Origin of the sequence: Robinsoniella peoriensis (assembly GCF_000797495.1) — a bacterium.
In the GTDB taxonomy this organism is placed as follows: Bacteria; Bacillota; Clostridia; order Lachnospirales; family Lachnospiraceae; genus Robinsoniella; species Robinsoniella peoriensis.
The window spans coordinates 160,513-185,573 of the sequence record NZ_JTGN01000012.1; the positions used below are offsets into that span (position 1 = coordinate 160,513).

The 25,061-nt window shown below is 42.0% G+C and carries 24 protein-coding genes; 5 read left to right on the top strand and 19 right to left on the bottom strand.

The window, feature by feature from the left end:
* Positions 1-8: 8 nt before the first annotated feature.
* The 5 genes from QR40_RS22240 to QR40_RS22260 all read right to left on the bottom strand — a co-directional run bounded on the left by QR40_RS22240 (position 9) and on the right by QR40_RS22260 (position 5,432).
* Positions 9-356, bottom strand: coding sequence for a type II toxin-antitoxin system PemK/MazF family toxin (locus QR40_RS22240; protein ID WP_027293914.1), 348 nt, complete (start codon positions 354-356; stop codon positions 9-11).
* 197 nt (positions 357-553) lie between these two features.
* A complete protein-coding gene (gene alr / locus QR40_RS22245; protein ID WP_027293913.1) occupies positions 554-1,723 on the bottom strand; it encodes an alanine racemase in 1,170 nt (389 codons plus the stop codon).
* Positions 1,710-3,218: a bifunctional ADP-dependent NAD(P)H-hydrate dehydratase/NAD(P)H-hydrate epimerase gene (locus QR40_RS22250; RefSeq protein ID WP_044296788.1), complete on the bottom strand. Its 1,509-nt coding sequence runs from the start codon at positions 3,216-3,218 to the stop codon at positions 1,710-1,712. Before QR40_RS22250 ends, alr begins: the two co-directional genes overlap by 14 nt.
* Before the next feature lie 82 nt (positions 3,219-3,300).
* Positions 3,301-3,951 (bottom strand): redox-sensing transcriptional repressor Rex, encoded by a 651-nt coding sequence (locus QR40_RS22255; protein ID WP_027293911.1) that lies wholly within the window; start codon positions 3,949-3,951, stop codon positions 3,301-3,303.
* A 161-nt stretch (positions 3,952-4,112) separates the two neighbouring features.
* Positions 4,113-5,432, bottom strand: coding sequence for an aspartate kinase (locus QR40_RS22260; protein ID WP_027293910.1), 1,320 nt, complete (start codon positions 5,430-5,432; stop codon positions 4,113-4,115).
* 162 nt (positions 5,433-5,594) lie between these two features.
* Here QR40_RS22260 and abc-f point away from each other — a divergent pair, with 162 nt between their 5' ends.
* A complete protein-coding gene (gene abc-f / locus QR40_RS22265; protein ID WP_027293909.1) occupies positions 5,595-7,511 on the top strand; it encodes a ribosomal protection-like ABC-F family protein in 1,917 nt (638 codons plus the stop codon).
* A 142-nt stretch (positions 7,512-7,653) separates the two neighbouring features.
* Here abc-f and QR40_RS22270 read toward each other — a convergent pair whose 3' ends face one another.
* The 10 genes from QR40_RS22270 to QR40_RS22310 form a co-directional block, all read right to left on the bottom strand.
* Positions 7,654-8,550, bottom strand: coding sequence for an SPL family radical SAM protein (locus QR40_RS22270; RefSeq protein ID WP_044296789.1), 897 nt, complete (start codon positions 8,548-8,550; stop codon positions 7,654-7,656).
* A 75-nt stretch (positions 8,551-8,625) separates the two neighbouring features.
* Positions 8,626-9,099, bottom strand: coding sequence for a hypothetical protein (locus tag QR40_RS22275; protein WP_044296790.1), 474 nt, complete (start codon positions 9,097-9,099; stop codon positions 8,626-8,628).
* Between the two features lies 1 nt (position 9,100).
* Positions 9,101-9,442, bottom strand: coding sequence for a PadR family transcriptional regulator (locus tag QR40_RS22280; RefSeq protein WP_044296792.1), 342 nt, complete (start codon positions 9,440-9,442; stop codon positions 9,101-9,103).
* Positions 9,443-9,587: 145 nt separating this feature from the next.
* Complete coding sequence (locus tag QR40_RS22285) at positions 9,588-10,790, bottom strand: NADP-dependent isocitrate dehydrogenase (RefSeq protein ID WP_027293907.1); 1,203 nt, start codon at positions 10,788-10,790, stop codon at positions 9,588-9,590.
* A complete protein-coding gene (locus QR40_RS22290; protein ID WP_027293906.1) occupies positions 10,787-11,488 on the bottom strand; it encodes a GntR family transcriptional regulator in 702 nt (233 codons plus the stop codon). Before QR40_RS22290 ends, QR40_RS22285 begins: the two co-directional genes overlap by 4 nt.
* Positions 11,489-11,511: 23 nt before the next feature.
* The gene (locus QR40_RS22295) at positions 11,512-12,903 is read right to left on the bottom strand and encodes a beta/alpha barrel domain-containing protein (RefSeq protein WP_044296793.1); all 1,392 of its coding nucleotides are present in this window, start codon (positions 12,901-12,903) and stop codon (positions 11,512-11,514) included.
* A 321-nt stretch (positions 12,904-13,224) separates the two neighbouring features.
* Complete coding sequence (locus QR40_RS32670; protein WP_276325456.1) at positions 13,225-13,347, bottom strand: hypothetical protein; 123 nt, start codon at positions 13,345-13,347, stop codon at positions 13,225-13,227.
* A 57-nt stretch (positions 13,348-13,404) separates the two neighbouring features.
* Entirely contained in the window at positions 13,405-14,901 is a 1,497-nt protein-coding gene (glpK, locus tag QR40_RS22300; RefSeq protein ID WP_044296794.1) for a glycerol kinase GlpK, read from the bottom strand.
* 224 nt (positions 14,902-15,125) lie between these two features.
* On the bottom strand, positions 15,126-16,025 hold the full coding sequence (locus tag QR40_RS22305) for a S8 family peptidase (RefSeq protein WP_044296795.1): 900 nt from the start codon (positions 16,023-16,025) through the stop codon (positions 15,126-15,128).
* A 47-nt stretch (positions 16,026-16,072) separates the two neighbouring features.
* Entirely contained in the window at positions 16,073-16,831 is a 759-nt protein-coding gene (locus QR40_RS22310; protein WP_027293901.1) for a prolipoprotein diacylglyceryl transferase, read from the bottom strand.
* A gap of 118 nt (positions 16,832-16,949) precedes the next feature.
* On the opposite strand from QR40_RS22310, the gene QR40_RS22315 reads away from it, so the two are divergent.
* On the top strand, positions 16,950-18,647 hold the full coding sequence (locus QR40_RS22315) for a S8 family peptidase (RefSeq protein ID WP_027293900.1): 1,698 nt from the start codon (positions 16,950-16,952) through the stop codon (positions 18,645-18,647).
* Between the two features lie 85 nt (positions 18,648-18,732).
* Positions 18,733-18,993, top strand: a complete 261-nt coding sequence (locus QR40_RS22320) for a hypothetical protein (RefSeq protein WP_081820235.1) — start codon at positions 18,733-18,735, stop codon at positions 18,991-18,993.
* 127 nt (positions 18,994-19,120) lie between these two features.
* Here QR40_RS22320 and QR40_RS32105 read toward each other — a convergent pair whose 3' ends face one another.
* Positions 19,121-19,270, bottom strand: coding sequence for a hypothetical protein (locus QR40_RS32105; protein WP_176731078.1), 150 nt, complete (start codon positions 19,268-19,270; stop codon positions 19,121-19,123).
* 111 nt (positions 19,271-19,381) lie between these two features.
* On the opposite strand from QR40_RS32105, the gene QR40_RS22325 reads away from it, so the two are divergent.
* Both QR40_RS22325 and QR40_RS22330 read left to right on the top strand, forming a co-directional pair.
* The gene (locus QR40_RS22325) at positions 19,382-19,855 is read left to right on the top strand and encodes a hypothetical protein (protein ID WP_027293898.1); all 474 of its coding nucleotides are present in this window, start codon (positions 19,382-19,384) and stop codon (positions 19,853-19,855) included.
* 7 nt (positions 19,856-19,862) lie between these two features.
* The gene (locus QR40_RS22330) at positions 19,863-20,138 is read left to right on the top strand and encodes a hypothetical protein (RefSeq protein ID WP_027293897.1); all 276 of its coding nucleotides are present in this window, start codon (positions 19,863-19,865) and stop codon (positions 20,136-20,138) included.
* 164 nt (positions 20,139-20,302) lie between these two features.
* Here QR40_RS22330 and QR40_RS22335 read toward each other — a convergent pair whose 3' ends face one another.
* The 3 genes from QR40_RS22335 to QR40_RS22345 all read right to left on the bottom strand — a co-directional run bounded on the left by QR40_RS22335 (position 20,303) and on the right by QR40_RS22345 (position 25,049).
* Positions 20,303-21,097, bottom strand: a complete 795-nt coding sequence (locus tag QR40_RS22335; RefSeq protein WP_044296799.1) for a glycyl-radical enzyme activating protein — start codon at positions 21,095-21,097, stop codon at positions 20,303-20,305.
* A gap of 1 nt (position 21,098) precedes the next feature.
* On the bottom strand, positions 21,099-23,624 hold the full coding sequence (locus tag QR40_RS22340) for a glycyl radical protein (RefSeq protein WP_027293895.1): 2,526 nt from the start codon (positions 23,622-23,624) through the stop codon (positions 21,099-21,101).
* Between the two features lie 159 nt (positions 23,625-23,783).
* Entirely contained in the window at positions 23,784-25,049 is a 1,266-nt protein-coding gene (locus QR40_RS22345; protein ID WP_044296800.1) for a competence/damage-inducible protein A, read from the bottom strand.
* Positions 25,050-25,061 lie beyond the last annotated feature (12 nt).

Consider the following 25,061-nt stretch of genomic DNA (forward strand, 5'->3'; position numbering starts at 1 on the left):
TAGTCAAGTTATGTAGATAATTCCAGACTGATTTTAAGTGCCCGGTCTACCTGACGTAAGATTTCCATATCCAGATGACACACTCTGTCTTTTAATCGTTTTTTATCGATGGTACGAAGCTGTTCCAGAAGAATGACCGAATCTTTTACGATTGCATATTTTCCAGCATCTATTTCCACATGGGTTGGCAGCTTCGCCTTATTCATCTTCGATGTAATGGCAGCACAGATCACTGTTGGGCTGTGCTTATTTCCAATATCATTCTGAATAATCAGAACAGGCCGGATTCCCCCTTGTTCGGACCCAATTACCGGCCGCAGGTCCGCATAAAAAATATCTCCACGTTTAATAATCACACATTTCACACTCCGATTCATACGTTATGGCTAATTAAAGATTAACTCTAGTATTTCCATATTCTTCATGAGTATGCATCTTTGTGTTCATATTCTTGCGGCATCGGCCCAAACGGACAAACTTGATGTCCGTCCGGCGAATGCCGCAAGGATCCAATACCCTGCAGCAGGCTGCAGGGTATTGAACTTACCGGGCATTATTCGTTAAAATAATCCCTCGTCAACACAATCTCCCCTTTGTGGACATATACCCTGGGTATCCGTTTACCAATATCACAGACAAATTCATACGGAAAACGTCCGCAGATACTGCTTAAGTCTTCTACCGGCAGGATTGCCCCCTCGCTCTCCCCAAACAGCGTAACTTCATCCAATTCCTTTGCTTCATCGATTTCACTGATATCCACCATAAACTGATCCATGCAGACTCTCCCCAGAATCGGCGCTTTTTTTCCATGAATCAAAACCCATCCTTTACCTGACAGGCTGCGTGGATAACCATCTCCATATCCCACCGGAATCGTAGCCACCTTTGTTTTCTTTTCTGTAACAAACGTGCCACCATAACTGACAGGAATTCCTGCTTCTAATTCCTTTATGTAAACAATATGGCTCTTGAGCTGCATTACAGGCTTAAGCGGAACACTCTCCTTCTTTACTTCCTGGGAAGGATAAATTCCGTAAATACTGATGCCGGGACGCACTGCGTCCATATTCGCTTCCGGAAGATCGATAATCCCTGCACTGTTGCTGCAATGTTTGAGGGGAATCCTAATCCCTGCTGCCGACAATTTTTCCAAAAAGTCCTGACAGCGCGCAAACTGCCCCCATGCACTGGTTTTATCTGCTTCATCCGATCTGGCGAAGTGGGTAAACAGCCCTTCTATCTTAAGGTTTGGTAATTTAGCAATTTCCAGGATCACTTCAATACTCTCTTTTGTATCTGTAAATCCAATCCTGCTCATTCCCGTATCTAATCCCAGATGAACATAGATCGTCTTTCCCTGTCTTCCCGCTTCCTCCGACAGGGCTATAGCCGTATCCAATTTGAACACGACCGGTCGTATATCAAGCCTTACCAGCATTTCAAAATGTTCTTCAAACGTATAGCCTAAAATCAGAATAGGCTTTTGGATTTGGTTCCTTTTAAGAATCTGAGCCTCTTCCGCAGTTGCAACGGCAAATCCCCAGATATAATCATAATCTTCCACAAGCTTTGCCACAGGAACTGCCCCATGTCCGTATCCGTCGGTTTTTACCACTGCAATCATCCTGGTTTCCGGATTTGTATTTGCTCTCATGTTCTTAAAGTTTTCTTCTACGGCATCCAGGCTGATGACAGCGCAGACCCTGCTATATTTCTGCATGTTCCTTTTCTCCTCTGATAAGTATTTCCTGTAATCCTTCAATGATATCGGTTGCCAGCATGGCATATGTACCACATCTGTCCCGTGCTTCATCACCCGCCAGGCCGTGCAGATATACCCCCAGTCTGGCCGCCTGGGCTTCCGGCATTTTCTGAGCCATCAACCCTGCTATAATACCCGTAAGCACATCCCCGGAACCACCCACTGCCATTCCGTTATTTCCACTCTGGTTCACATAGATTTTCTGCCCGTCTGATACAATTGTCCTTGCATCCTTTAATACACAGACCACTCTCTGTTTAGATGCATAAGTACACGCTGTTTGTAATAGGTTATCCAGGATATCTTTTTTTTCTGCATGACAGAGTCTGCTCATTTCGCCCACATGAGGCGTCACCACTGCCGGACGTTTCCGTTCGCCCAAAGGCTGTGGATTTTCTGCCAGCAGATTCAGACCATCTGCATCAATCAAAAGCGGCTTATCCTGTACCTTTATAAGAAGTTCCAGCATTCTGCGCTTTTCTGCTTTCTTTCCAATTCCGGGTCCAAATACAATCACATCTGCCCATTCTGCTGCTTCTTCCAACTGCTCATGCCTGTAATCACAGGTATCATAAGTGGTAAGAATTGCTTCCGGCAGCATAGTCTGGAGCATGGTACGGTTACTCTCTTCCGTGAAAATCCGCACCAGTCCTGCCCCTGTTTTATAGGCTGCCTTTGCTGATAGAAAAGCTGCCCCGCACATATTATAAGTTCCGGCCACTACAAGAACCTTTCCGTAAGTGCCCTTATTGGAATACGCAAATCTGGGAGGCAGCAGCTGCAGATCCCTTTCTGTGTAAGAGACGACTCCAGGCAGCTGATTTCCAAAACCATCCACGGTAATTCCTATATCCTTCACAATGACGCCCCCTGCATACTCTGTTCCGGGATATAAGACGTGGCCGATCTTTTTAAATGCAAACGTTACTGTTTTTATTGCCCTTACCGCCGTTCCCATCACTTTCCCGGTGTCCGCACTGATTCCGGAAGCTATATCCACCGCCAGAACAGCTGCCCCTGACTGATTCATATAACCGATCACATCCGCATAATGGCCTTCGATATTTCTGGATAGACCTACTCCAAACATAGCGTCTACTATACTAGTATATTCACCTACCCCCAACTTACTTACAAAAATCACACCATATTTTTCGCAGATATTCTTCTGCAATCTGGTTTCTTGTGTACAAGATGCCTCATTTCCCGCAAAATATACACAAACAGCTATCCCTCGCAGATGCAGCAGCCTTGCAATGGCAAAACCATCGCCTCCATTATTGCCGCTTCCACACACCACCAGTACATTTTCAAGGTTAAAACTACCGTCCACCAGCTCTTCCACACATGCCAGGGCTGCCCGTTCCATCAAAACCATGGATGGTACCCCTATCTTTTCTATTGTTGTCTGATCGCAGCGCTTCATTTCTTCTGCTGTTACCAGGTACTCCATATCTTTCACCCACTTTCAAACGCAAAACAACGCGTAAAAATATCTTTCTGATATCCTCCTACGCGTTATTTTGTCCACTTACTTATTCTTTAATTTCATGTTCTCTTTCATAACGGTTAATGTTATAGGATAACTGCATCAGGCTCTCTGAAAGATGTACATTTTCTACAATTACATCCTCCGGCAGGCGCAGATCAATATGAGCAAAATTCCAGATTGCCTTCACGCCGTTCTCAATCAGCAGGTTCGCCATCTGTTCAGCGTTCTCCTTAGGCAGGGTAAGCGCTGCAATTTTAATCTCATTATCCCTGACAAACTGCGGAAGATCATCTGTCATCCGAATCGCAATTCCACGTACCGTCACGCCCTGCAGCCTTGGATTTACATCGAAGATACCTTTAATCCAGAACCCGCGCTTTTCAAACTTCACATAGTTTGCCAATGCCTGTCCCAGATTGCCGGCTCCTACAATAATCATATTATAAGTTTTATCCAGACCCAAAATCTTTCCTATTTCATTGTAAAGATACTTCACGTTATAACCGTATCCCTGTTGTCCAAAACCACCAAAGTTATTTAAATCCTGCCGAATCTGAGATGCTGTCACCTGCATGCGGTCGCTTAATTCGTTCGAAGATATCCGCTCCACACCATCCTCCAGCAAATCTCCCAGATAACGGTAATAACGAGGCAGCCTTTTTATGACGGCTTTTGAAATTTCCTTTTCCTCCACAATACCATCCTCCAAATGCATAATCTCGTTTACTCTATCGTATAAACATTATAACGAATTGTGAATTTCATGTCAAACTATTATGGCAGAAAATACAAAATTTCCTGTTATACAGGCATTTTGGCACATTCATACCGATAATGGGGACAGGTGAATCGATGTTAGAGCTGGATTGTAACGAAAATATCGTAAATAGCTTTAATCGCCGTCTCAAAATCTTCATTACGTACACCAATAATAATATTTAATTCACTTGATCCCTGATCGATCATTTTTACGTTGATATTTGCATGGGCAAGCGCTGAGAAAATTCTTCCTGCAGTGCCTCTTGTAGAACGCATTCCTCTGCCTACTACTGCGATCAATGCAAGATCGGATTCTAAATCAATATAATCCGGATGAACATTTCGCTGGATTCCCTGAAGTACCTTCTGTTCTTTTTCTTCAAATTCTGACTGATGTACAAATACGGTCATGGTGTCAATTCCGGAAGGCATATGTTCGAAAGAAATATCATTTTCTTCAAACACTCCAAGCACTTTGCGTCCAAATCCAATTTCCGCATTCATCATATCTTTTTCAATATTGATGGCTGCAAAACCTTTTTTACCGGCAATACCGGTAATCGTATATTTCGGTTTATGACAGGTATGAGCCACGATCAGAGTACCCTTTTCCTGAGGAGCATTGGTATTTTTAATATTAATGGGGATTTCCGCTTTGCGAACCGGGAAAATAGCATCCTCGTGAAGTACAGTGGCCCCCATATATGCAAGCTCTCTTAATTCACGGTATGTAATGGTCTCGATTACCTCCGGATTTTCAATGATCCGCGGATCTGTCACGAGAAAGCCGGATACATCTGTCCAGTTTTCATATAAATCAGCCTGAATTGCTTTTGCAACAATGGAACCCGTTACATCGGAACCGCCTCTTGAAAATGTTTTAACAGATCCGTCCGGTTTTGCACCGTAAAATCCGGGTACGACCGCCCTTTCCGTATCTTTTAATCTGTTTGCAAGTTCTTTATCTGTTTTAACTTCATCAAAGTTTCCGGCTTCATCAAAGAAAATTACTTCAGCGGCATCTACAAACTCATAGCCCAGATAGTTTGCCATTATGATACCATTCAAATATTCTCCTCTGGAAGCTGCGTAGTTGCTGCCTGCTTTGTTCTCAAAATTTTCATGAATTACTTCAAATTCATGATCCAAAGAAAGGTCCAGTTCCAATCCTTTGATAATTTCGTTATAGCGCTCTTTTATTTTATCCAGCTTCGCGGTAAATTTTTTACCGGATTCAGCAATGTCATAGCATTCATAAAGCATATCTGTAACTTTAATATCACTTGAGAAGCGTTTACCCGGTGCGGAAGGAATTACATATCTTCTTGCTTCATCTGCACGGATAATGTCGGCTACCTTTTGAAACTGCTCTGCGTTTGCTAATGAACTGCCGCCAAATTTTACTACTTTCTTCATTACCAATTTCCTCCTCTTGTATATCCATAAACGTAACAATATCCCTATATTATCGCAAATCATGCATAAAGTCCAGTATTTTTGAAGAAATCTATTTGCAAAACCCGGATTATCTATTATAATAGTTTCTGATAAATATGAGAAAGATTGGGTGAATTACTTATGATACTTGCATGTCAGAACATAAGCAAAGCATTTGGAACAACCGAAATTATTAAGAATGCTTCCTTCCATATAGAAGATCGTGAAAAAACAGCAATCGTGGGAATTAACGGAGCCGGTAAATCTACCCTCCTGAAAATTATCATGCAGGAAATGCCTGCGGATTCCGGTGAAGTGATAATCACCCGCGGAAAATCCATCGGCTACCTGGCACAGCATCAGTCTGTTACAAATGAAAATACGATTTATGAAGAACTTTTGGAAGTAAAACGGGATGTAATCGAACTGGAACAGCGGATCCGAACCATGGAACAGGAAATGAAGATCCTGGAAGGTGCCAGACTTACCGAAATCCTGGAAACCTATAACCGGCTAACAATGGAATTTGAACACAAAAACGGCTATGCCTATAAAAGTGAAATCGTAGGGGTTTTAAAGGGTCTTGGCTTTACCGAAGACGAATTTGACAAACCCATCAATACACTCTCAGGCGGCCAGAAAACCCGTGTGGCTCTTGGTAAACTGCTTCTTTCCAATCCGGACATTATTCTCCTGGATGAGCCTACAAACCACCTGGATATGAACTCCATTGCATGGCTGGAAACCTATCTTCTGAACTACAACGGTGCCGTAATCATCGTAGCGCATGACCGCTATTTCTTAAACCGTGTGGTAACGAAAGTAGTAGAAATTGACAATGGTGAGGTTACCACCTACCTGGGGAATTACACGGATTATGCGCAAAAACGGGCGATGATCCGGGATGCAAAGTTAAAAGCATACCTAAATCAGCAGCAGGAAATCAAACATCAGCAGGAAGTTATCACCAAACTAAAATCCTTTAACCGGGAAAAATCTATCCGCCGGGCGGAAAGCCGTGAAAAAATGTTGGATAAGATTGAAGTTCTGGACAAACCGGTAACACAGACCTCTGAAATACACATAACGCTGGAACCAAAAATTCTGAGCGGAAATGATGTACTGACCGTGGAAGGACTCAAAAAATCTTTTGATGGAAATACCTTATTTCAGGATCTGGATTTTGAAATCAAGCGGGGAGAAAAAGTTGCAATTATCGGTAATAACGGTACCGGAAAAACAACGATCTTAAAGATTATCAACGGTGTTATTCAGGCAGATGCCGGAAAGTTTACACTGGGAAGTAAAGTCCACATCGGATATTACGATCAGGAGCACCATGTTTTACACATGGAGAAAACTTTATTTGAAGAACTCTCCGATGCTTATCCCAACCTTACCAACACAGAAATCCGTAATATCCTTGCAGCATTTCTATTTACCGGAGATGATGTGTTTAAACGAATCAAGGATTTAAGCGGTGGAGAAAGAGGACGTGTTTCCCTGGCTAAACTTATGCTCTCCAAAGCTAATTTCATCATCCTGGATGAGCCTACCAACCATTTGGACATTGTTTCGAAAGAAATTCTAGAAAATGCACTGAATCAATATACCGGTACTGTCCTTTATGTATCCCATGACCGTTATTTTATCAACCAGACGGCAACTCGTATCATGGATCTTACCGGCAATACTTTAGTTAACTATATCGGCAATTACGATTATTATCTGGAAAAGAAAGATGAGCTGACCCGGATTTATGCTGCAGCTTCCACTGCTACTGCTGAGGGTACATCGGAAGATGACAACCACGCAAAACTGGATTGGAAACAGCAAAAAGAAGAACAGGCACGTATCCGCAAACGTCAGAATGACTTAAAAAAGACGGAAGACCGCATCCACCAACTGGAAACCAGAGATGGCGAAATTGATGAACTGCTGACAAAAGAAGAGATTTATACCGACGTTGAAAAATGTCTATCCTTAAACACAGAAAAAGCCGCTGTTCAGGAAGAACTGGAAACACTTTATGAAGCCTGGGCGGAACTGGCTGAATAGCCTGCGTGGAAATGATAAATCAAAAACCCCATACCATAATATACCTGTGTGTCTGCACAGACGATTATAGTATGGGGTTTTTATCGTAACAGGTTATTCCAGTCTGCTGCCGCTCAATCAAACAAGCCAGTATATTTCCACTCTACAGATCGAATAATGAGAGTTGTGTATACTGGGGCTGGTTCATCTTCTCTTTCATTAATTTAGAATAACTGCCGGATAAACCGTATTTTTCTTTTAATTCATTTACCATCTGATAAAGTTGGTTTTTATATGTCTTTGGTGCTCCCCCTGTTTGATACAGCATTTTCAGCGGCTCATACAAATTGGGATATTTTTTAGAAATAAAGTCAAAAAATACATTCCGCGTCTTTCCCCTAAGATATAGCGTTCCGGGTAATACATACCCCACTTCACTCTCTTTTGCCAGCTGGTAAAGAGCATCCACATTTTGGCGGCTGTCTGTCAAATAAGGAATAATCGGCATAAAATGAAGTCCTGTAGATGCATTGGTTTTGGAAAACTCCTTCAGCATCTGAAACCGCTTTACGGATTCTGCCCCGTTTGGTTCTATTTTTTTCCGTATTCCTTCATCCATACAAGTGATAGTTGCCGCTACATTTACATATGTGATCCCTGCCAGTTCAGCAATTAAATCATAGTCGCGCAGGATCAGATCAGATTTTGTAGAAATAATGCAGGGCGTTTTATATCTGATCATTAATTTAAGGATATCCGGCATCTGTTTATAGATACTTTCTGCAGGCTGATAGCTGTCTGTAACCCCTCCGATATTTACAACTTCCCTTTTCCAGTTGGGAGAACTCAGTTCCTTTTCCAACTGCTCTGCAATATTAGTTTTGACATATATTTCTTCAAAATAATCTCCTGAGCCCAGATACTCATTGGAATACATGGCATAGCAATATCTGCATTCATGTTCGCAGCCACGATAAATATTCAAATCCCAGCCATAGGGAATTTTGCGTTTTAATTTATTACAAGCTGATGCACAGGTAATTTCTTTGTAAACTGCCATTTTTCACCTCCAAAAAAGGCATATCAAAATTCAACAAATTCAGTTATGCCTTTCCGATACTTATACTAATGATCATTAAATTTCCCACATATACTTTCTTTTAATAACATATTTAACACAAAAAAGAATAGCAATTAATATTGCAAGTAATATCAGGACAAATACCTGTATGTTAATGATAGATGAACCCGCCACAAAAGTTGATGAATTTTGTTCTGTAAGAAAACGCAATATACTGTTTTGCTTTATAAAAATATATCCAACAATTATACAAAATCCAATAATGGCAGCATAGCTTAAATATTTACAGGTCTTATAAATCTTTAAAATCTTTTGATCCATACATTGTTTTTTTTCCAATAAGTAAACATTTAATTCACAAGCAACTTCCTCCGGTGTTCCTATGGATGTCATAATCTCTTTCATATTCATGCCATTTTCTTTTTTCTCTACTACTATATCTGACAGAATATTATATAACTCTTTCTTTTTCTTAAAACCACACCTTGTATATAAGAGTATACTTTTTATGTATTGTTTTTCATCCATTCTATGCCTCCCTATCCAGAATCACAGACATTTCTTCCGTAACAAATTCCCACATTTTCTTACATTTATTTAACTGTAATTTACCCGTTTCCGTAATACTATACATTTTTAATAATCTGGATTTACTTTTATTAAATTCTAATTGACAGAATATGTACTCCTGATCATGTAATCCACATAACCTTGCATAGAACATTCCTTCCTTTAACGAAGCAAAAATTCTAGAATCATTTTTAACTTCCTGTAATAATTCATCTTCATAATATGGTCTTTCCATTAATATATGTAAAACTTTAATATCCAAAATTACTCTTTTAAGTTTATTTTCAAGTACATCATTCATTAATATCCTTCCCCCTATTCGAACAATATAACTCAATTTTATCATCGTCAGGATAAATTGGCATCTAAAGAACTGCTGCTTAGATACTCAAAAAGCATATCAAAACCAATCTGATTCTGATATGCCCTGCATAAATATTTTTTATTTAAATCTCCAGTTCAGCACGTACTGCTTTAATGAAATCTTCGCTGTTTAATACAACCGGGTTTGGAGTACTGGTAATCAGCGCTAAGTCTTTTGTCATTTTGCCATCTTCGATGGTCTTTACCGTAGCTTTTTCCAGTTTGTCAGCAAACTCCATTAATTCTTTATTATCATCCAGTTCACCGCGTTTACGAAGTGCACCGGTCCATGCAAAAATGGTTGCAACGGAATTTGTGGAAGTTTCTTCGCCCTTTAAGTGTTTGTAATAATGTCTCTGTACGGTACCGTGGGCAGCTTCGTACTCAAAGAAGCCTTCCGGAGATACTAATACAGAGGTCATCATAGCAAGAGAACCAAACGCAGAAGAAACCATATCACTCATTACATCTCCATCATAATTTTTACAAGCCCAGATGTAACCGCCTTCTGATTTCATAACACGGGCAACCGCATCATCAATCAGTGTGTAGAAATAAGTAATGCCTGCTTCTTCAAACTTTTTGGCATACTCTGCATCAAAGATCTCCTGGAATATGTCTTTGAATGTATGGTCATATTTTTTAGAAATGGTGTCTTTTGTAGCAAACCAAAGATCCTGCCTGGTATCAAGTGCATAGTTAAAACAGCTTTTAGCAAAGCTTTCAATGGAATCATTTACATTATGCATACCCTGAAGGATTCCTGCTCCTGTAAAATCATGAATCAGCTCTCTGGATTCATTACCGTCTGTATCTGTATAGACAAGCTCTGCCTTACCTGCTCCCGGAATTTTCATTTCTGTAGCTTTATATACATCTCCGTATGCATGTCTGGCAATTGTGATTGGCTTTTTCCAATTTTTCACGCATGGCTCAATTCCTTTTACGATAATCGGAGTACGAAATACCGTTCCGTCTAAGATCGCACGGATAGTGCCATTAGGGCTTTTCCACATTTCTTTTAAATTGTATTCCGGCATTCTGGCAGCATTTGGCGTAATGGTCGCACATTTCACTGCTACACCGTATTTCTTGGTTGCATATGCACTGTCAAATGTCACCTTGTCATCTGTCTCATTGCGGTGTTCCAGTCCTAAATCATAGTATTCAGTATTGAGTTCAATAAAAGGATTCAGTAATTCATCTTTGATCATCTGCCAAAGAATCCTTGTCATTTCATCTCCATCCATCTCTACCAACGGTGTCTTCATCTGAATTTTGCTCATGCTTGTCCTCCATTTTCATCTAAAATGTTTTCTATCTTGTAATGATTCATATTATGTATCGTATTCATAATATGCAGCGTAGCCAGTTCATCTGCCTTATCCGGATTTCGTTCACGGATTGCTTCTAATATCTGTCGGTGTTCATAAGTCGACTTTTCTGCCCTTTCCTGATGCTTCAGCGCCAGCTTACGGGCCCTTTGTACATAATGGTGGAAATCCGACAACAAATGTTCCAGCATTTTACTCTGACAGGCTTCATATAAAGTTTCATGAAACTTGCTGTCTAACGAAAATAATTGCTCATAATGCTTCTGTTTCTCATGGAATTCCGCTAACATTATGATTTCTTCCAAATGCTCCAGCTCTTTTGGAGTGATGGACTCTGCAGCCATTCTGGCACATAATCCTTCCAGCCTTGCACGGATCATATAAATATCCTTGACGTCTGCGGGGGTAATTCCGGTCACATAAGCACCTTTATTTGGAACGATCTTTACCAGACCTTCCAGCTCCAGCTGTCTTAAGGCTTCCCGCACCGGAGTCCGGCTTACACCTAATTCTGCACCGATAGCAGTTTCCCGCAATTCTTCTTCCTGGCGGTATCTGCCATTTAAAATATCTTCCCGTATGGTATGGAACACCCTTCCACGAAGCGAATATTTATCATTTACTTCTTTAAGCATTTCATGATTACTCAAAATGATTCCTCCTGCCCTGCCTACTATACTAAAACATAATTCAATTTTTTGCAACAGTCATCAATGACTTTTATCAGTTCATTATCAGTAATTACTGTTACACGACCATCTTCATACTCTTTATCCACCCAATTTTTCACCATTTCAACAAGTGGCGCATCCTTTGACAGGCGCTTTTCTTCCGGCAGGCGATAGTATGTATTAATCCAATGTGCAATTCCAGCCAGACCGGACGTATTGGAAACAGCAACCAGTACCGGACGGTTCAGGAACTTTTCTGTATCAAAAATATTATAGATTTCTTCATTTTTCAATAAACCATCAGCGTGGATACCTGCTCTCGTCACATTAAAATTCTGCCCTACAAATGGTGTTCTGGAAGGGATGTGATACCCGATCTCTCTCTGGTAATAATCTGCCATTTCCGTAATAACAGTTGTATCCATACCATCCAGTGTACCCCGAAGCTGTGCATATTCAAATACCATCGCCTCAATCGGAGTATTTCCCGTACGTTCTCCGATTCCAAAAAGGGAACAGTTTACGCCTGCCGCTCCGTAAAGCCATGCAGTTGTGGAATTGCTGACTGCTTTATAAAAATCATTGTGCCCATGCCACTCAATTAGCTCAGAAGGCACACCTGCATGTGTCATAATACCATAAATAATTCCCTGTACAGACCTGGGAATTACAGCACCGGCATAGTTTACGCCATACCCCATGGTATCACAACAGCGCACTTTAATTGGAATCTGGTATTCTTCCATCAATTTCATCAATTCTACGCAGAATGGAATTACATATCCATAAATATCTGCACGTGTGATATCTTCCAGATGGCATCTTGGACTGACACCGGTCTCCAGACATTCCTTAATTACACTGAGATAATGTTCCATTGCCTGCTTTCTTGTCATCTTCATCTTGTAGAAGATATGGTAATCCGAGCAGCTTACCAGAATTCCGGTTTCCTTCATCCCCAAATCTTTAACTAATTCAAAATCCTTTTTACTGGCACGGATCCAGCTGGTGACTTCCGGAAATTTATAGCCTCGTTCCATACATTTATAGACAGCGTCCCTGTCCTTTTTGCTGTATAAGAAAAATTCGGATTGACGAATCTTACCGTTTGGTCCGCCCAGTTTATGAAAATAATCAAATAATGTCACAATCTGTTCTGTGGTATAAGGTGCGCGGGACTGCTGCCCATCACGAAACGTAGTATCTGTAATCCAGATCTCTTCCGGCATATGGTGCGGCACAATACGGTCATTGAAGGCAATCTTCGGTACTTCATCATAAGGAAACAGGTTACGGAAAACATTTGGCGTTTCTACGTCAACTAAATGATACATATGCTCTTCTAACTGCAGCAAGTTTGTGTGGGAATCCATTTTAACGCGTCGATTATCCATGATTCAATCTCTCCTAAGGGTTTATTTTGTATCATTGTATACAATCATACACGTATTGTCAATAGGGAAATGGGAATTTTTTGTAGAATCAACACTTTGCTGTTATAAGCTGGGTAAGGAAGCAGGCGGCAGAAGTAGGTGAGAAAACCAGCTTTGTATCAACGAATGCTATCTCAGAAAGATGGGTGTGGGAAACTGGCATGGGCGGAGGAAGCGTAGAGCAGAGCTGAGTATTTACTTACCTTTTCGAAGTGCTTTTTGGCGGATAGTATTCGACTGGCTCCCATCGGATACTAAGCGGGTACTGAACCGAGAAATGCATCAGGATTTCTCGGTGAATGCCCGCGTGCCGCCAAAAAACGCTTCGAAAAGGTTAGAAAATACCAGTTCTGCGGCCAGCTGACGGAGCCCATGCCAGTTTCCCACACCCATCTTTCTGTACACTACCTATCATTTACAAAGCGTCTTAATCAGCTACAATACTAGTACCAGTACCTCAACCTACTCTTCCTTCGCCCATCCAAACGCATACTTCACGGCCTTGTCCCATCCTTTAATCTTCTTAAGCCGCTCCTTTTCCGCCATTGCCGGTTTGAAGACACGGTCAACCTGCCAGTTTTGGATAACGGATTCTTTGTTATTCCAATATTCTACTGCAAGTCCTGCCAAATATGCTGCTCCCATCGCCGTTGTCTCTACACAGTCCGGGCGATGTACGGGCGCTCCTATGATATCTGACTGGAACTGCATCAAAAAATTATTTGCACTTGCCCCTCCATCCACTTTCAGCGCTCTTACCTCTATGCCAGAGTCAGCTTCCATGGCTTTTAAGACATCGTTTACCTGATAGGCCAGAGATTCCAGGGTTGCCCGAATGATATGGTATTTGTTGACACCTCTGGTGATTCCCACAATACTGCCCCTGGCATATTGATCCCAATATGGTGCACCAAGTCCGGTAAAAGCCGGCACTACATAACAGCCATTGGTATCCTTCACTTTTCCCGCCATATATTCGGAATCCGAAGCAGAGTCTATGAGGTGCAGTTCATCCCGCAGCCATTGTATTGCTGCTCCTGCCACGAAAATGGATCCTTCCAGCGCATAATTGACCGTACCGTTTAATCCCCACGCTATGGTAGTAACTAAACCATTGCTGGAAAAAACAGGGGTTTCCCCAGTATTCATCAGCATAAAGCAACCCGTTCCATATGTATTTTTGGCTTCTCCAGCCGTAAAACAGGTCTGCCCAAACAGTGCTGCCTGCTGATCTCCCGCCGCTCCCGCAATTGGTATTTCTCCTCCAAAATAAGATGCATCTGCCATTCCGTATACACAGCTTGAAGGTACTGGATTCGGAAGCATATTTACCGGGATCTGAAGTTCTTCCAGAATCTCCTCATCCCATTTCAGATCTTTAATATTAAAGAGCATGGTCCTGGACGCATTGGAATAATCCGTCACATGAATTCTGCCTTTCGTAAGCTTCCATATAAGCCATGTCTCTACCGTTCCAAATAGAAGTTCCCCTTTACCTGCTCTTTCCCTGGCCCCTTCCACATTGTCCAGAATCCATTTGATTTTCGTTGCCGAAAAATAAGCATCAATAATCAGGCCTGTCTTTTTCCGGTAAACTTCTGTCAGACCTTTTTCTTTTAATGTATCACAGTATTCCGAAGTTCTCCTGCATTGCCACACGATTGCATGATAAACAGGCGATCCTGTTTTCTTGTCCCAGACAATTGCTGTCTCCCTTTGATTCGTAATACCAATCGCAGCAATATCTGCGGCAACTGCTCCAATTTTGGACATTGCCTCCACGGCAACGCCAAGTTGGGAAGACCATATTTCATCGGCATCATGTTCAACCCATCCCGGCTTTGGAAAATACTGTGTAAACTCCTTTTGGGCAACACTGCATACCTCACCTTTTTCATTAAATAATATGCAGCGGTTGCTTGTAGTCCCAGCATCCAATGCCATAATATACTTTGCCATATCCATTACCTGCACATTTGCAATTTCAAATGTTCCCTTCTGTTATCAATTCATATTTTTAATTTTAACATACTGATTATTACGATTCAAGCGACATTCATGGAAGTCGGGGCAAAACTATAAAGGTATGTAATTTGGGGAATATCTTCTCTAAACATATACAAAAAGACGGCCACAGCATTTACAATGCCGCAGCCACCCTCTTTTTTTACACTATTAAAAAATTATTTCAGTAACGTCTCAATGTTAATCTGCCCCCAGCCCTGTTGGTAGCGTGGGCGTCCTATATCATCACAGGTCTCTTTCAGCTTCATTTTCACTTCTACATTTGTCATGCCAGGAGACCTGGATAAAAGAAGCGCTACTGCTCCGGAAACGATAGGCGTCGCCATGGAAGTTCCGCTTTTTGTGCAATAGTAGCCTTTACTACTCACATTAATGCTGTTACAGGATATGATTCTGGAACCGGGAGCTACAACATCCGGCTTACAGACGCACTCTTTTGTAGGGCCTCTGCCCGAATAATACAGTTTTTCATTGTTATAGCTTCCCACCTTCATAAAATCATCTGAAGAGCCCACCGTAATAACTTTTTTACTGTTTCCGGGTGCCGTAATAGACATTGGATCCGGACCCATATTCCCGGCTGCAACTACCACCACCAGCCCGGCATCCCATGCCCGCTCCACGCTGTCAACCAGTTTAAAATCCGCGTCATCCCCTTCCCGCTCTGTTCCCACGGAAATGTTTAATACTCGAATATTATATAACTCTTTATTTTGGATTACCCAGTCAATTCCATTTAATACATCTTTTCTATTTCCGCCGCCTTTGCGGTCCAATACCTTTAATGACATTACGTGGCATGCAGGTGCAATACCCCTGTATCTGCCACCGGACATTTTTCCATTCCCGGCGACAATCCCAATAACGTGGGTTCCATGGGAACAATCGTCATACATCGACGCTCTTCCTCCCACGAAATCACGAAAACTACAAATTCTATCTCTGAAATCCGGGTGCGGATATGCCCCCGTATCTAATACCGCCACACCAATTCCCTGGCCTAAAATGCCTTTGCGATGAACATTTTCTACATTTACTGACAATCTGGCACGATTCATTTCGCTCTAACCCTTTTTTACCAGTATACGTAAAAATAAAAAGGTGGCTACTGTTCTTTCTTTTTTCGATGTGTTACAAAATACATCATTCCTACTCCGAATGCTACCATAAAGATGGAAATAAACTGTGATGTTGACAGCATCCCTACATTACCTCTTGGATCATTTCGGAAGATTTCTACAATAAATCTGCCCACACCATAGAGAATCAGATACATACTGATAACTTTACCATCTTTCTTTTGCTTTCCGGCATACCAGATTAAAAATCCCGCAATCGCAAAATCTCCCAGGCTGGAAAAAATCTGGGTTGGAAGCAGAGAAACTCCGTTTGGCGCAAATTCAGAGTTATGAAATACAATTCCAATAGGACAATCTGTCTCCCGTCCATAACAGCAGCCCGCCAGCAGACAGCCGATTCTTCCAAATCCCTGACCTATGGAAACGGACGGAACAATCAGGTCCATATATTGTAAAAAGTTCAGCTTTTTAAACCTGCTGTATACATAAAGAATAAGAATTCCTCCGATAATGCCTCCATATACAACAAATCCGTAAGCCAGGTCTGACCACAGGTTCCTGGAATGAATAATGTTATTCCATTCTGTAATAATAAATAAAATTTTAGCACCCAGCATACCGCCCACAATGCAGAGCAAACCCATATTAAAAACGATATCCTTATCTAATCCGTGTTTCTCTGCCCGTTTCATTCCGATCAGTATCGCAGCTAAAAATCCAATACCTATCATTAAACCATAGCCGTGAATGGTGATTGGTCCGATTGAAAATAAATCCGGTCTCATTTGTTCTACCTCTTTTCTGTTTCAGTATAAATATTAAACCATGCACAATATTATTAGTATAACATAGGAATCACTATTTTCCCATATCTTATTAAAAAACATTAGAATTGGAGGTCATATGCCCAAAAACGAATTACAAAACAAAATATACTCAAACGACTTTTATGATCTTGTCGTTTCCTATCAGGGGGCAGAAGAAAATCTTTCCAGGGACTTTCCTTTACTGGGGTCTCAGACCGTGGGCGGGGGCTATGCAATTTTACACGTAGACAAGACATTATTTCCCAGCAGTATCCTCTCTACTGTAGGATACACCACGATCCCGAAATTGTATACCACTTTGGATACCACCAGTCTGGAGGTTTCCGGAATTTTAAGGACACAGAATCAGCCTATTTTGAATCTGAAGGGTGAAAATATTCTGCTGGGTTTTATCGATACCGGAATCGACTATACATTGGATGCCTTCCGAAAATCTGATGGTTCCAGCCGGATTCTCGGCATCTGGGATCAGACAGAGCGAACGGATGATCCGCCGGATGAGCTATTCTATGGAAAAATATATACCAGAGATGATCTAAACACCGCACTTGCTTCCGATAATCCCCTAAGCATCGTTCCTGAAACGGATGAAAACGGACATGGTACCTTTGTAGCCGGTGTCGCCGCCGGGAGTGAAGATCCGGAACAGGATTTTGTAGGAGCAGCCCCAATGAGTGACATTGCTGTTGTAAAATTAAAACCTGCCAAGAAGTATTTGAAGGATTTCTTCTTTGTTGCTGAAGATGCGCTGGCATTTCAGGAATCCGACATCATGACGGCGGTATACTATCTTTATAATCTTGCAATTGACAACAACCTGCCCCTTGTAATCTGCATTGGACTTGGCAGCAATCAGGGAGACCATTCCGGTGCGTCCTTCCTGGACAGCTTCGTGTCCTACTATTCCAACTACACCGGCATTTACTGTGTGGTAGCTGCAGGTAATGAAGCCGGAATGGGACATCATTTCTACGGTAAAATTGCTGCTGAAAACGAATACCAGTCAGCAGAAATTCTGGTGGATAAGGATACCAAGGGGTTCTCTCTGGAAATTTGGGCCCAGGCTCCGGAGCTTTATTCCGTATCTGTCACCTCGCCTTTGGGGGAAACCATACCCGCCGTGCCTGCCAGACTGGGGCAAAGTACGGTAGAACGCCTGGTCTTAGAGAAAACAGTCATCTACATTGATTATGAAATTGTAGAATTCACAACGGGCAGCCAATTAATACTGATACGATTTGAAAACCCCACACCGGGTCTTTGGAATATCAGTGTCATTAATAATATTTTCATAAACGGTATCTTCCATATGTGGCTGCCAATTACAGGGCTTATCCCACCGGGAACTGTATTTTTAACTCCAAATCCGGATACCACGCTGACATCCCCTTCCCCAGCGGAGTCTGTGATTACCGTCAGTACTTATAATGCCTATGATAAGAGTCTCTTTATCAATTCCAGCCGCGGGTATACCCGCACAGGAGCCATTAAGCCGGATATTGCCGCTCCAGGCGTCAATGTATATGGACCTGACGGATCGGGACGCTATATGCCAAGAACAGGTTCCAGCCTTGCCGCGGCACTGGCTGCAGGGTCGGTTGCCCTGTTGATCAACTGGGGGCTGACCAGATATACACCTCATGTCCTCAGTACCCGGGAAGTTAAAAATTTTCTGATCCGTGGTGCCGAACGCTCGGAAAACCTGCTCTATCCCAATCGTGAATGGGGATACGGCACCCTGAATGTATACCGAATTTTTGAGATTCTAAGATAAATAAAAAAAATTTTTTAAATATTGTAACCCAAACAAGCCTCCAGACATATCATGAAGTGTAATCAAAATTATCGGAGGAAGATAAATGAGTGATTTAGCAGCAACAAATTGTGGATGTGGATGTGAAGAAAGAAATTGTGGATGCAACAACGGATGTGGCGGCGGATTCGGCGGCGGTTCTTGCCTGTGGATCATTATCCTTCTGTTCTGCTGTGGCGGAAACGGTGGATTCGGCGGCGGTTGTGGCGGATGCGGCAACGGTTGTGGCGGCGGATGCGGCGACAACTCCTGTATCTTAATCATCTTATTACTGCTCTGCTGTGGCGGATGTGGATCTCTTTGCTAATTTCCACAAGAGCCCCCTTTATGGGGGCTTTTTTCTATTTATATTGCAGCAATCGAAACAGAAAAATCCTGGAGGCTTCAAGATTTTACACTTTCCAATACTTAAAACCTCCGTTATCATTAGTGGACTATTTTTCAGAATCTTCTTTGTTTGTTTTCTTTTCCGCCGTAACCTTTTCTTTCTTTACTTTATTAAACACCTCTTCCTTTCTTCCTTTCATACATTCATCATCTACTTCGTAAAATGCATTACCATCTATAACAATATGACGCGACATTTTGTATCCTCCTTAATGAACTATACATATAATATATGAGAATTTGCCCCCATCTGTCATACTTCCCTGGTTTTACACATATATTTTTTCAAAACACATTGGCAGGAAAATATGGAAGAATATGCTGCACCGCCTTTAACAGCCATCGACCAGATCGCAAATGGAAACCAACTCCAGATGTTAAAAGCCATCATACCATATGTAGAATTCAAGAATCAAAAATTTCTGGCGTTATATATTAAGGTCATGGAACTGGGAAACATCCTTACATTTTATGAAGATTCCGATTCTCCTATGAAAGCGTGTTCGATGGAGAATACTTCATTTTCTCCAAAAGATATGCTAAATGACATGCGAAAATATTGTAGCAGTTCCCAAAGAGAAATGCTGGATACATGCCTGAATCTCCTGAATACCATGGAACTTTTCGAAACCTATAAAGAAATGTTCAGTCAGAGCGATAATGGTGGTGACGGAGAAGGACAAAGTCAGAATCCTATGGATTTTGTCATGAACATGCTCTCTCCGGAGCAGCAATCGATGTTTGAAACCTATAACACAATGTTTGATTCAGAAGGAAAGTGAGGATTTTATGAATAGTAATGATTGGATGAATAACCCGGCACTCAAAGATATTGATAAGTCAAAATTGGAGATGTTCATGGCACTTGCAGATCAGTCTTCCGGAAAATCGCCGAAAGAGCTGCTGCCATTTCTGTTAGCGGCCGCATCACGGACAAAGTCTCAGGGAAATAGTTTTGCTCCTGAAGAAGTAGATCTAATAATCGAAGTCATGAAACAGGGAAAACCAAAAGAAGAAATCCAGAATATAGAAAAATTACGTAATATGATGAAGATGATGCATTAACACATTATCAGGGACATAAGCTTTGTGATTATCGGGAAACGGAGGCTTTACGGTCTTGGTGATAAATAGAAACATAAAGAAGCGGGCAGGGAATATAAAGTTTCCCTCCCGCTTCCGGCTTATGCAGTGTCAATTCTAATTTGGTGTTGGTGGTTTATCTTCTCTCATCCACCGATTTGTACATATAATCCTGTAGTTCTGGCAACCTGTGCCAGAGTCTCCATATGCTCATTATCAGGAGGTACTATATGTTTTAAAGTATAATCACGATCCAGTCCCTCATATTTATCCTGTCCCAGCCTATGATATGGCAGCAGGTGAAGCTGTTCAATTCCCGGCAGGGTTCTGGCAAACTGGGCAATCCCCAGAATTTCCTCCGAAGTATCGTTAAACGTAGGGATTACCGGAACACGGATAATCATTTTCTGACCTTCGGCAGCGATTTTTCTGGCATTTTCAAGGATTAATTCATTGGGCTGTCCGGTAAACAGCTTGTGTTTGGCACTGTTTATATGTTTAATATCCAATAAAAACAAATCCAGGTATGGCAGTATTTTTTCTTTAATCGTCTCAAATTCAGCAAATCCGGTTGATTCAAGCGCTGTATTCATTCCGTAATACTGAGCTGCCTGAAAAAGGGCTGAAGCAAAATCAGGCTGAAGCAGCGACTCTCCTCCGGACAGCGTTAGTCCTCCCTGGGAACGTTTATAATGATAAGTGTCTTTTAAGACCTCTTCCATTACCTCTTCTACGGTAACATCCCTGCCTGTTACTTTCTCTTTGCCGTTTTGTATCATAGTCTGTATCTGGAAACTCTGGGATTCCGGATTACAGCACCACTTACAGCGTAGGGCACATCCCTTTAGGAATACAATTGTCCGTATTCCTGGTCCGTCATGGATAGAAAATTTCTGAATATCAAAAATACGGCCTGTCTGTTTTAAAAATTCTTTTTCCATATTAAAATCCCTGCATCGTTCTGTTAATAATGTCATCCTGAAGCGCTCTGGACAGCGTTGTGAACAAGGCACTGTAACCTGCAACCCTTACCACCAGGTTTTTATAATTTTCAGGATGTGCCTGTGCGTCCAGCAGAGTCTCGCGGCTTACTACATTAAACTGCATATGCATTCCCTTCTGATCAAAAAATGCCCGGATCAGTGAAGTGAATTTCTGAAGTCCAGCCATACCGCTCAGTGCAGAAGGATGAAATTTCTGATTAAACAAAGTCCCGTTGGATGCTATAAAATGATCCAGGCGTGCAACTGAATTGGCTGTTGCCGTAGGACCGCTGATATCTTTTCCTGCTACCGGACCCACTCCATCCGCAATTGGTGTCTGAGCAAGCCTTCCGTCCGGTGTAGCGCCTGTCTGGGCACCGAGCGGTACATTTGCCGAAACAGGATATAATCCGCCCTGATATTGCCCTCCACGGGGATTTCTATATTTTTCAAGAGGTTTCGTATAGGTATAAGCTACATCTCTTGCAAAAAGATCGATGCTCTCGATATCATTACCATACTTTGGAAGTTCATCGATCATGGATAAAAGTGCGTCATATTTCTGCTTTTTAGCAGGTTCTGTTCCAGTCTGTCTAACAGTTTCTGCGATTACACGGATTTCAGAAGCACCGACTTTCTGACCGGCATTTTGCAGTTCTTTTGCAATTTGTATCGTTAATGCTTCTACTCTGGACTGGCTCAGCCCTTTTCCAAAATTGTCATCCAAAGCCTGCCTGTATTCAGCCAGCGTAAGTTTTTTATCTTCAAATACCAATTTTTTCACTGCATACAATGCATCCGTAACATTTGCGATTCCAAAGCCCTGTGGACCTGTAAAGTTGTATACTGCCCCGCCTTCCTGTAAAGACTTTCCTTTTTTAATACAGTCATCAATCATACTTGACTGATAAGGAAGCGGACATCTCTGGGCATGTGCCACGTCTATGGAATTATCCGCATTGACCATTAATTCAATAAAGTATTCCATCTGCTGTTTATAGGCATCATAGAATTCCTCAAAACTGTGCATATCGCTGATGTCTTTGGTTTTCAGTCCCACTTGTTCGCCGTCTTCCATGCCGGCGGTAAACACAAGCTCCAGGGGCCTGCACATATTGAAAAATGCAGCGTCATGCCAACCATCGGTTTTGCCGTGAGCCTGGGGCTCCACACAGCCGATAATATTATACGTACGGGCATCAGCAAGGGCTACTCCCCTGCTGACCATTGCCGGTATGATAACTTCATCATTGTAATAAGCCGGAAGACCGATACCTGTTCTGGTAAGTTTGGCCGCCTTAATCATCAGTTCATCCGGCGTCTTATTCCAGACACGAACCGAAAGAGACGGTGCCGGTAAAAATACATGCATAGATGCCTCAATGCACATAAAGGATAATTCATTGGTTACGTCATTCCCTTCCTCGTCCTGACCGCCTACAATCAGGTTCTGGAACAGACTGTAGCCCGCGAAACCTTCCGCACTTGCCGCATCCCTGCATTTATTCAGGTCATTTAATTTAACCCAGATGCAGTCGATCAGTTCCTGTGCTGATTCTCTTGTTAACTTGCCAGCTTTCATATCCGCTTCATAATATGGATACATATACTGGTCAAATCGTCCCGGAGAAATGGAATGGCCCGAGGATTCTGTCTGCAGCAGCATCTGTACAAACCAGAATGACTGACAAGCCTCATAAAATGATTCCGCCGGTTTACCCGGTACCTTTGCACAGATTCTGGCAATTTCCAATAACTCTAATTTTCTGCGGTTATCCTGACATACCGCAGCTTCTTCCAACGCCAGGAGCGCATAACGCTGGGCATAATGAATTGCAGCGGTACAACTGATAATAACAGATTCCAGAAAAGCAGAACGAGTCTGGTAATCACCATCCGTTACTTTGCATTTTTTTAATTCGTCTTTTGCATTGGCAATAATGCCTTCATAACCAATTGTCAATACTTCTTCATATTTTACTGTAAAATGTCCGATACCATTATAAAAATAATTGCCGGGCGTAAAGATATTATGCCTCATTGCCAGCAGCGTTTCTTCAGTCATATAAGAAGTTGCAAGTTCACTGGTGGTTTTTCCTTTCCAGTATGAATAAACTTCATGAAGTTTTTCTTTTGTATCTTCTGAAATATAGAAAGGATCTGCACTTCTATGTTCTACCGTATCAAATTCGTCTTCCAGCCAGGAAAAGGAATATTCCGGGAATACCTGACATCCACGGGCTGTCTTTGTGTTACTTCCCACAATCAGTTCTTCCGGACGAATCGTAATCGGAAGTTCATGACAGATCTTTGCGAATGCCTTTCCTCTCCTCAGAATCACTGCCTCTCCTTCTGTCTCTTTATAACTCTCTGTTAAAATGACAGCACGATCTGCCTCGATAACCGGCATATGATCGTACAGGTCTTCGATCAATTTCGGAATTCTGGAACTCTTTTCTATTTCACCATCATAAAAATTCTTCACGTTCACTTCTCCTTTATGTATCCGATTTGCAAAGTCAAAAGTCCTGCACCTACGCTTCCACATAGACGCAGGACTTTTTTATACGTTTATTATACGCTATTCGTCCTAACAAGTCAATAAAACCCTGCATAAAAAAACACAAATCCAACAAATACAACATCAATCTTTCTTTGCTGATTTCTCTGTATCTGCAATAATGCATTCCCGTAACAGGATCAGGGCATTTACCACCGAACTTTCTCTTACCTTATTACGCTCTCCCTTAAAATGGAACTCTCTTACCGTCACCTGGTTATTATATGAGCAGGCAATATAGACCAGTCCAACCGGCTTATCATCCGTCGCCCCTCCAGGCCCTGCAATACCTGTGATAGAAACACAGACATCTGCCCCGGTAATGAATGCGCCGTTTTTCGCCATTTCCTTCGCCGTTTTTTCGCTCACTGCACCGTTTTCTTTCAGCGTATTTTTCTTTACTTCCAAAAGCTTGCGCTTCGCACGGTTGCAGTAGGTTACAAGCCCCTGCTTGAATACATCCGATACTCCCGGTACATTTGTCAGCCTTGCAGCCAGAAGTCCTCCTGTACAGGATTCAGCAGTTGTCAGGGTCAGTTCCTTTTCTTTCAGAAGACGGATAATGGTTTCTTCCAGAGTATCCTGTTCTTCTGTAGTATAAATATGGTTGCCAAAACGGCTGCGCAGCTCTTTTACCACAGGCTTAATTAATTTCTTTGCTTCTTTTTCATCGGCTGCCTTAGCTGTGATACGCAGATGCACCTCTCCGGTCTTAGCATAAGTAGCAATGGTAGGATTGGTTTGTTTTTCAATCAGGTCTGCAATTTCTGTCTCTACAAAGCTTTCACCTAAGCCGCAGAGCTTCACCATCGTAGAACATATAATTTCCGGCTGCAGTTTATTTAAGTATGGGAATATATCGTGGTTAAACATCGGAATCATTTCATTTGGCGGGCCAGGAAGCAGGATTACGGATTTACCTTCTTTTTCCAGAATAAGCCCCGGTGCTGTGCCGTTTTTATTATCGATGACAATTGCACCTTCCGGTATTAATGCCTGTTTCCAGTTATTGTCGGTTATGATCTTAAACTGACTGTTCTTGAAATATTCCTGTATCCGTTCTTTACTGTGTTTATCTTCTACCAGTTTCATGTCCAGGACTTTCGCTGCAACCTCTTTTGTCAGATCATCCTGTGTAGGGCCAAGTCCACCGCTTAAGATAACCACGTCAGAGCGGTTCATCGCTGTCTGAATGGTATCTGCAAGACGTTCCTCATTGTCTCCCACTACCGTCTGATGATACATAGATAATCCCAGCAGCGCACATTTTTCTGCCAGAAAGGCCGCATTTGTATTTACAATGTTCCCAAGTAATATCTCCGTCCCAACGGAAATCAGTTCTACTACCATTTTTCATCCTCC

Coding starts and splice junctions, on each gene's coding strand:
- alr (WP_027293913.1), bottom strand. CDS start 1,723: ATGCAGAAATATAGCAGGGTCTGCGCTGTCATCAGCCTGGATGCCGTA.
- QR40_RS22250 (WP_044296788.1), bottom strand. CDS start 3,218: ATGGAGTACCTGGTAACAGCAGAAGAAATGAAGCGCTGCGATCAGACA.
- QR40_RS22260 (WP_027293910.1), bottom strand. CDS start 5,432: ATGAAGAAAGTAGTAAAATTTGGCGGCAGTTCATTAGCAAACGCAGAG.
- abc-f (WP_027293909.1), top strand. CDS start 5,595: ATGATACTTGCATGTCAGAACATAAGCAAAGCATTTGGAACAACCGAA.
- QR40_RS22270 (WP_044296789.1), bottom strand. CDS start 8,550: ATGGCAGTTTACAAAGAAATTACCTGTGCATCAGCTTGTAATAAATTA.
- QR40_RS22275 (WP_044296790.1), bottom strand. CDS start 9,099: ATGGATGAAAAACAATACATAAAAAGTATACTCTTATATACAAGGTGT.
- QR40_RS22280 (WP_044296792.1), bottom strand. CDS start 9,442: ATGAATGATGTACTTGAAAATAAACTTAAAAGAGTAATTTTGGATATT.
- QR40_RS22285 (WP_027293907.1), bottom strand. CDS start 10,790: ATGAGCAAAATTCAGATGAAGACACCGTTGGTAGAGATGGATGGAGAT.
- QR40_RS22295 (WP_044296793.1), bottom strand. CDS start 12,903: ATGGATAATCGACGCGTTAAAATGGATTCCCACACAAACTTGCTGCAG.
- glpK (WP_044296794.1), bottom strand. CDS start 14,901: ATGGCAAAGTATATTATGGCATTGGATGCTGGGACTACAAGCAACCGC.
- QR40_RS22305 (WP_044296795.1), bottom strand. CDS start 16,025: ATGAATCGTGCCAGATTGTCAGTAAATGTAGAAAATGTTCATCGCAAA.
- QR40_RS22310 (WP_027293901.1), bottom strand. CDS start 16,831: ATGAGACCGGATTTATTTTCAATCGGACCAATCACCATTCACGGCTAT.
- QR40_RS22315 (WP_027293900.1), top strand. CDS start 16,950: ATGCCCAAAAACGAATTACAAAACAAAATATACTCAAACGACTTTTAT.
- QR40_RS22320 (WP_081820235.1), top strand. CDS start 18,733: ATGAGTGATTTAGCAGCAACAAATTGTGGATGTGGATGTGAAGAAAGA.
- QR40_RS32105 (WP_176731078.1), bottom strand. CDS start 19,270: ATGTCGCGTCATATTGTTATAGATGGTAATGCATTTTACGAAGTAGAT.
- QR40_RS22325 (WP_027293898.1), top strand. CDS start 19,382: ATGGAAGAATATGCTGCACCGCCTTTAACAGCCATCGACCAGATCGCA.
- QR40_RS22330 (WP_027293897.1), top strand. CDS start 19,863: ATGAATAGTAATGATTGGATGAATAACCCGGCACTCAAAGATATTGAT.
- QR40_RS22335 (WP_044296799.1), bottom strand. CDS start 21,097: ATGGAAAAAGAATTTTTAAAACAGACAGGCCGTATTTTTGATATTCAG.
- QR40_RS22345 (WP_044296800.1), bottom strand. CDS start 25,049: ATGGTAGTAGAACTGATTTCCGTTGGGACGGAGATATTACTTGGGAAC.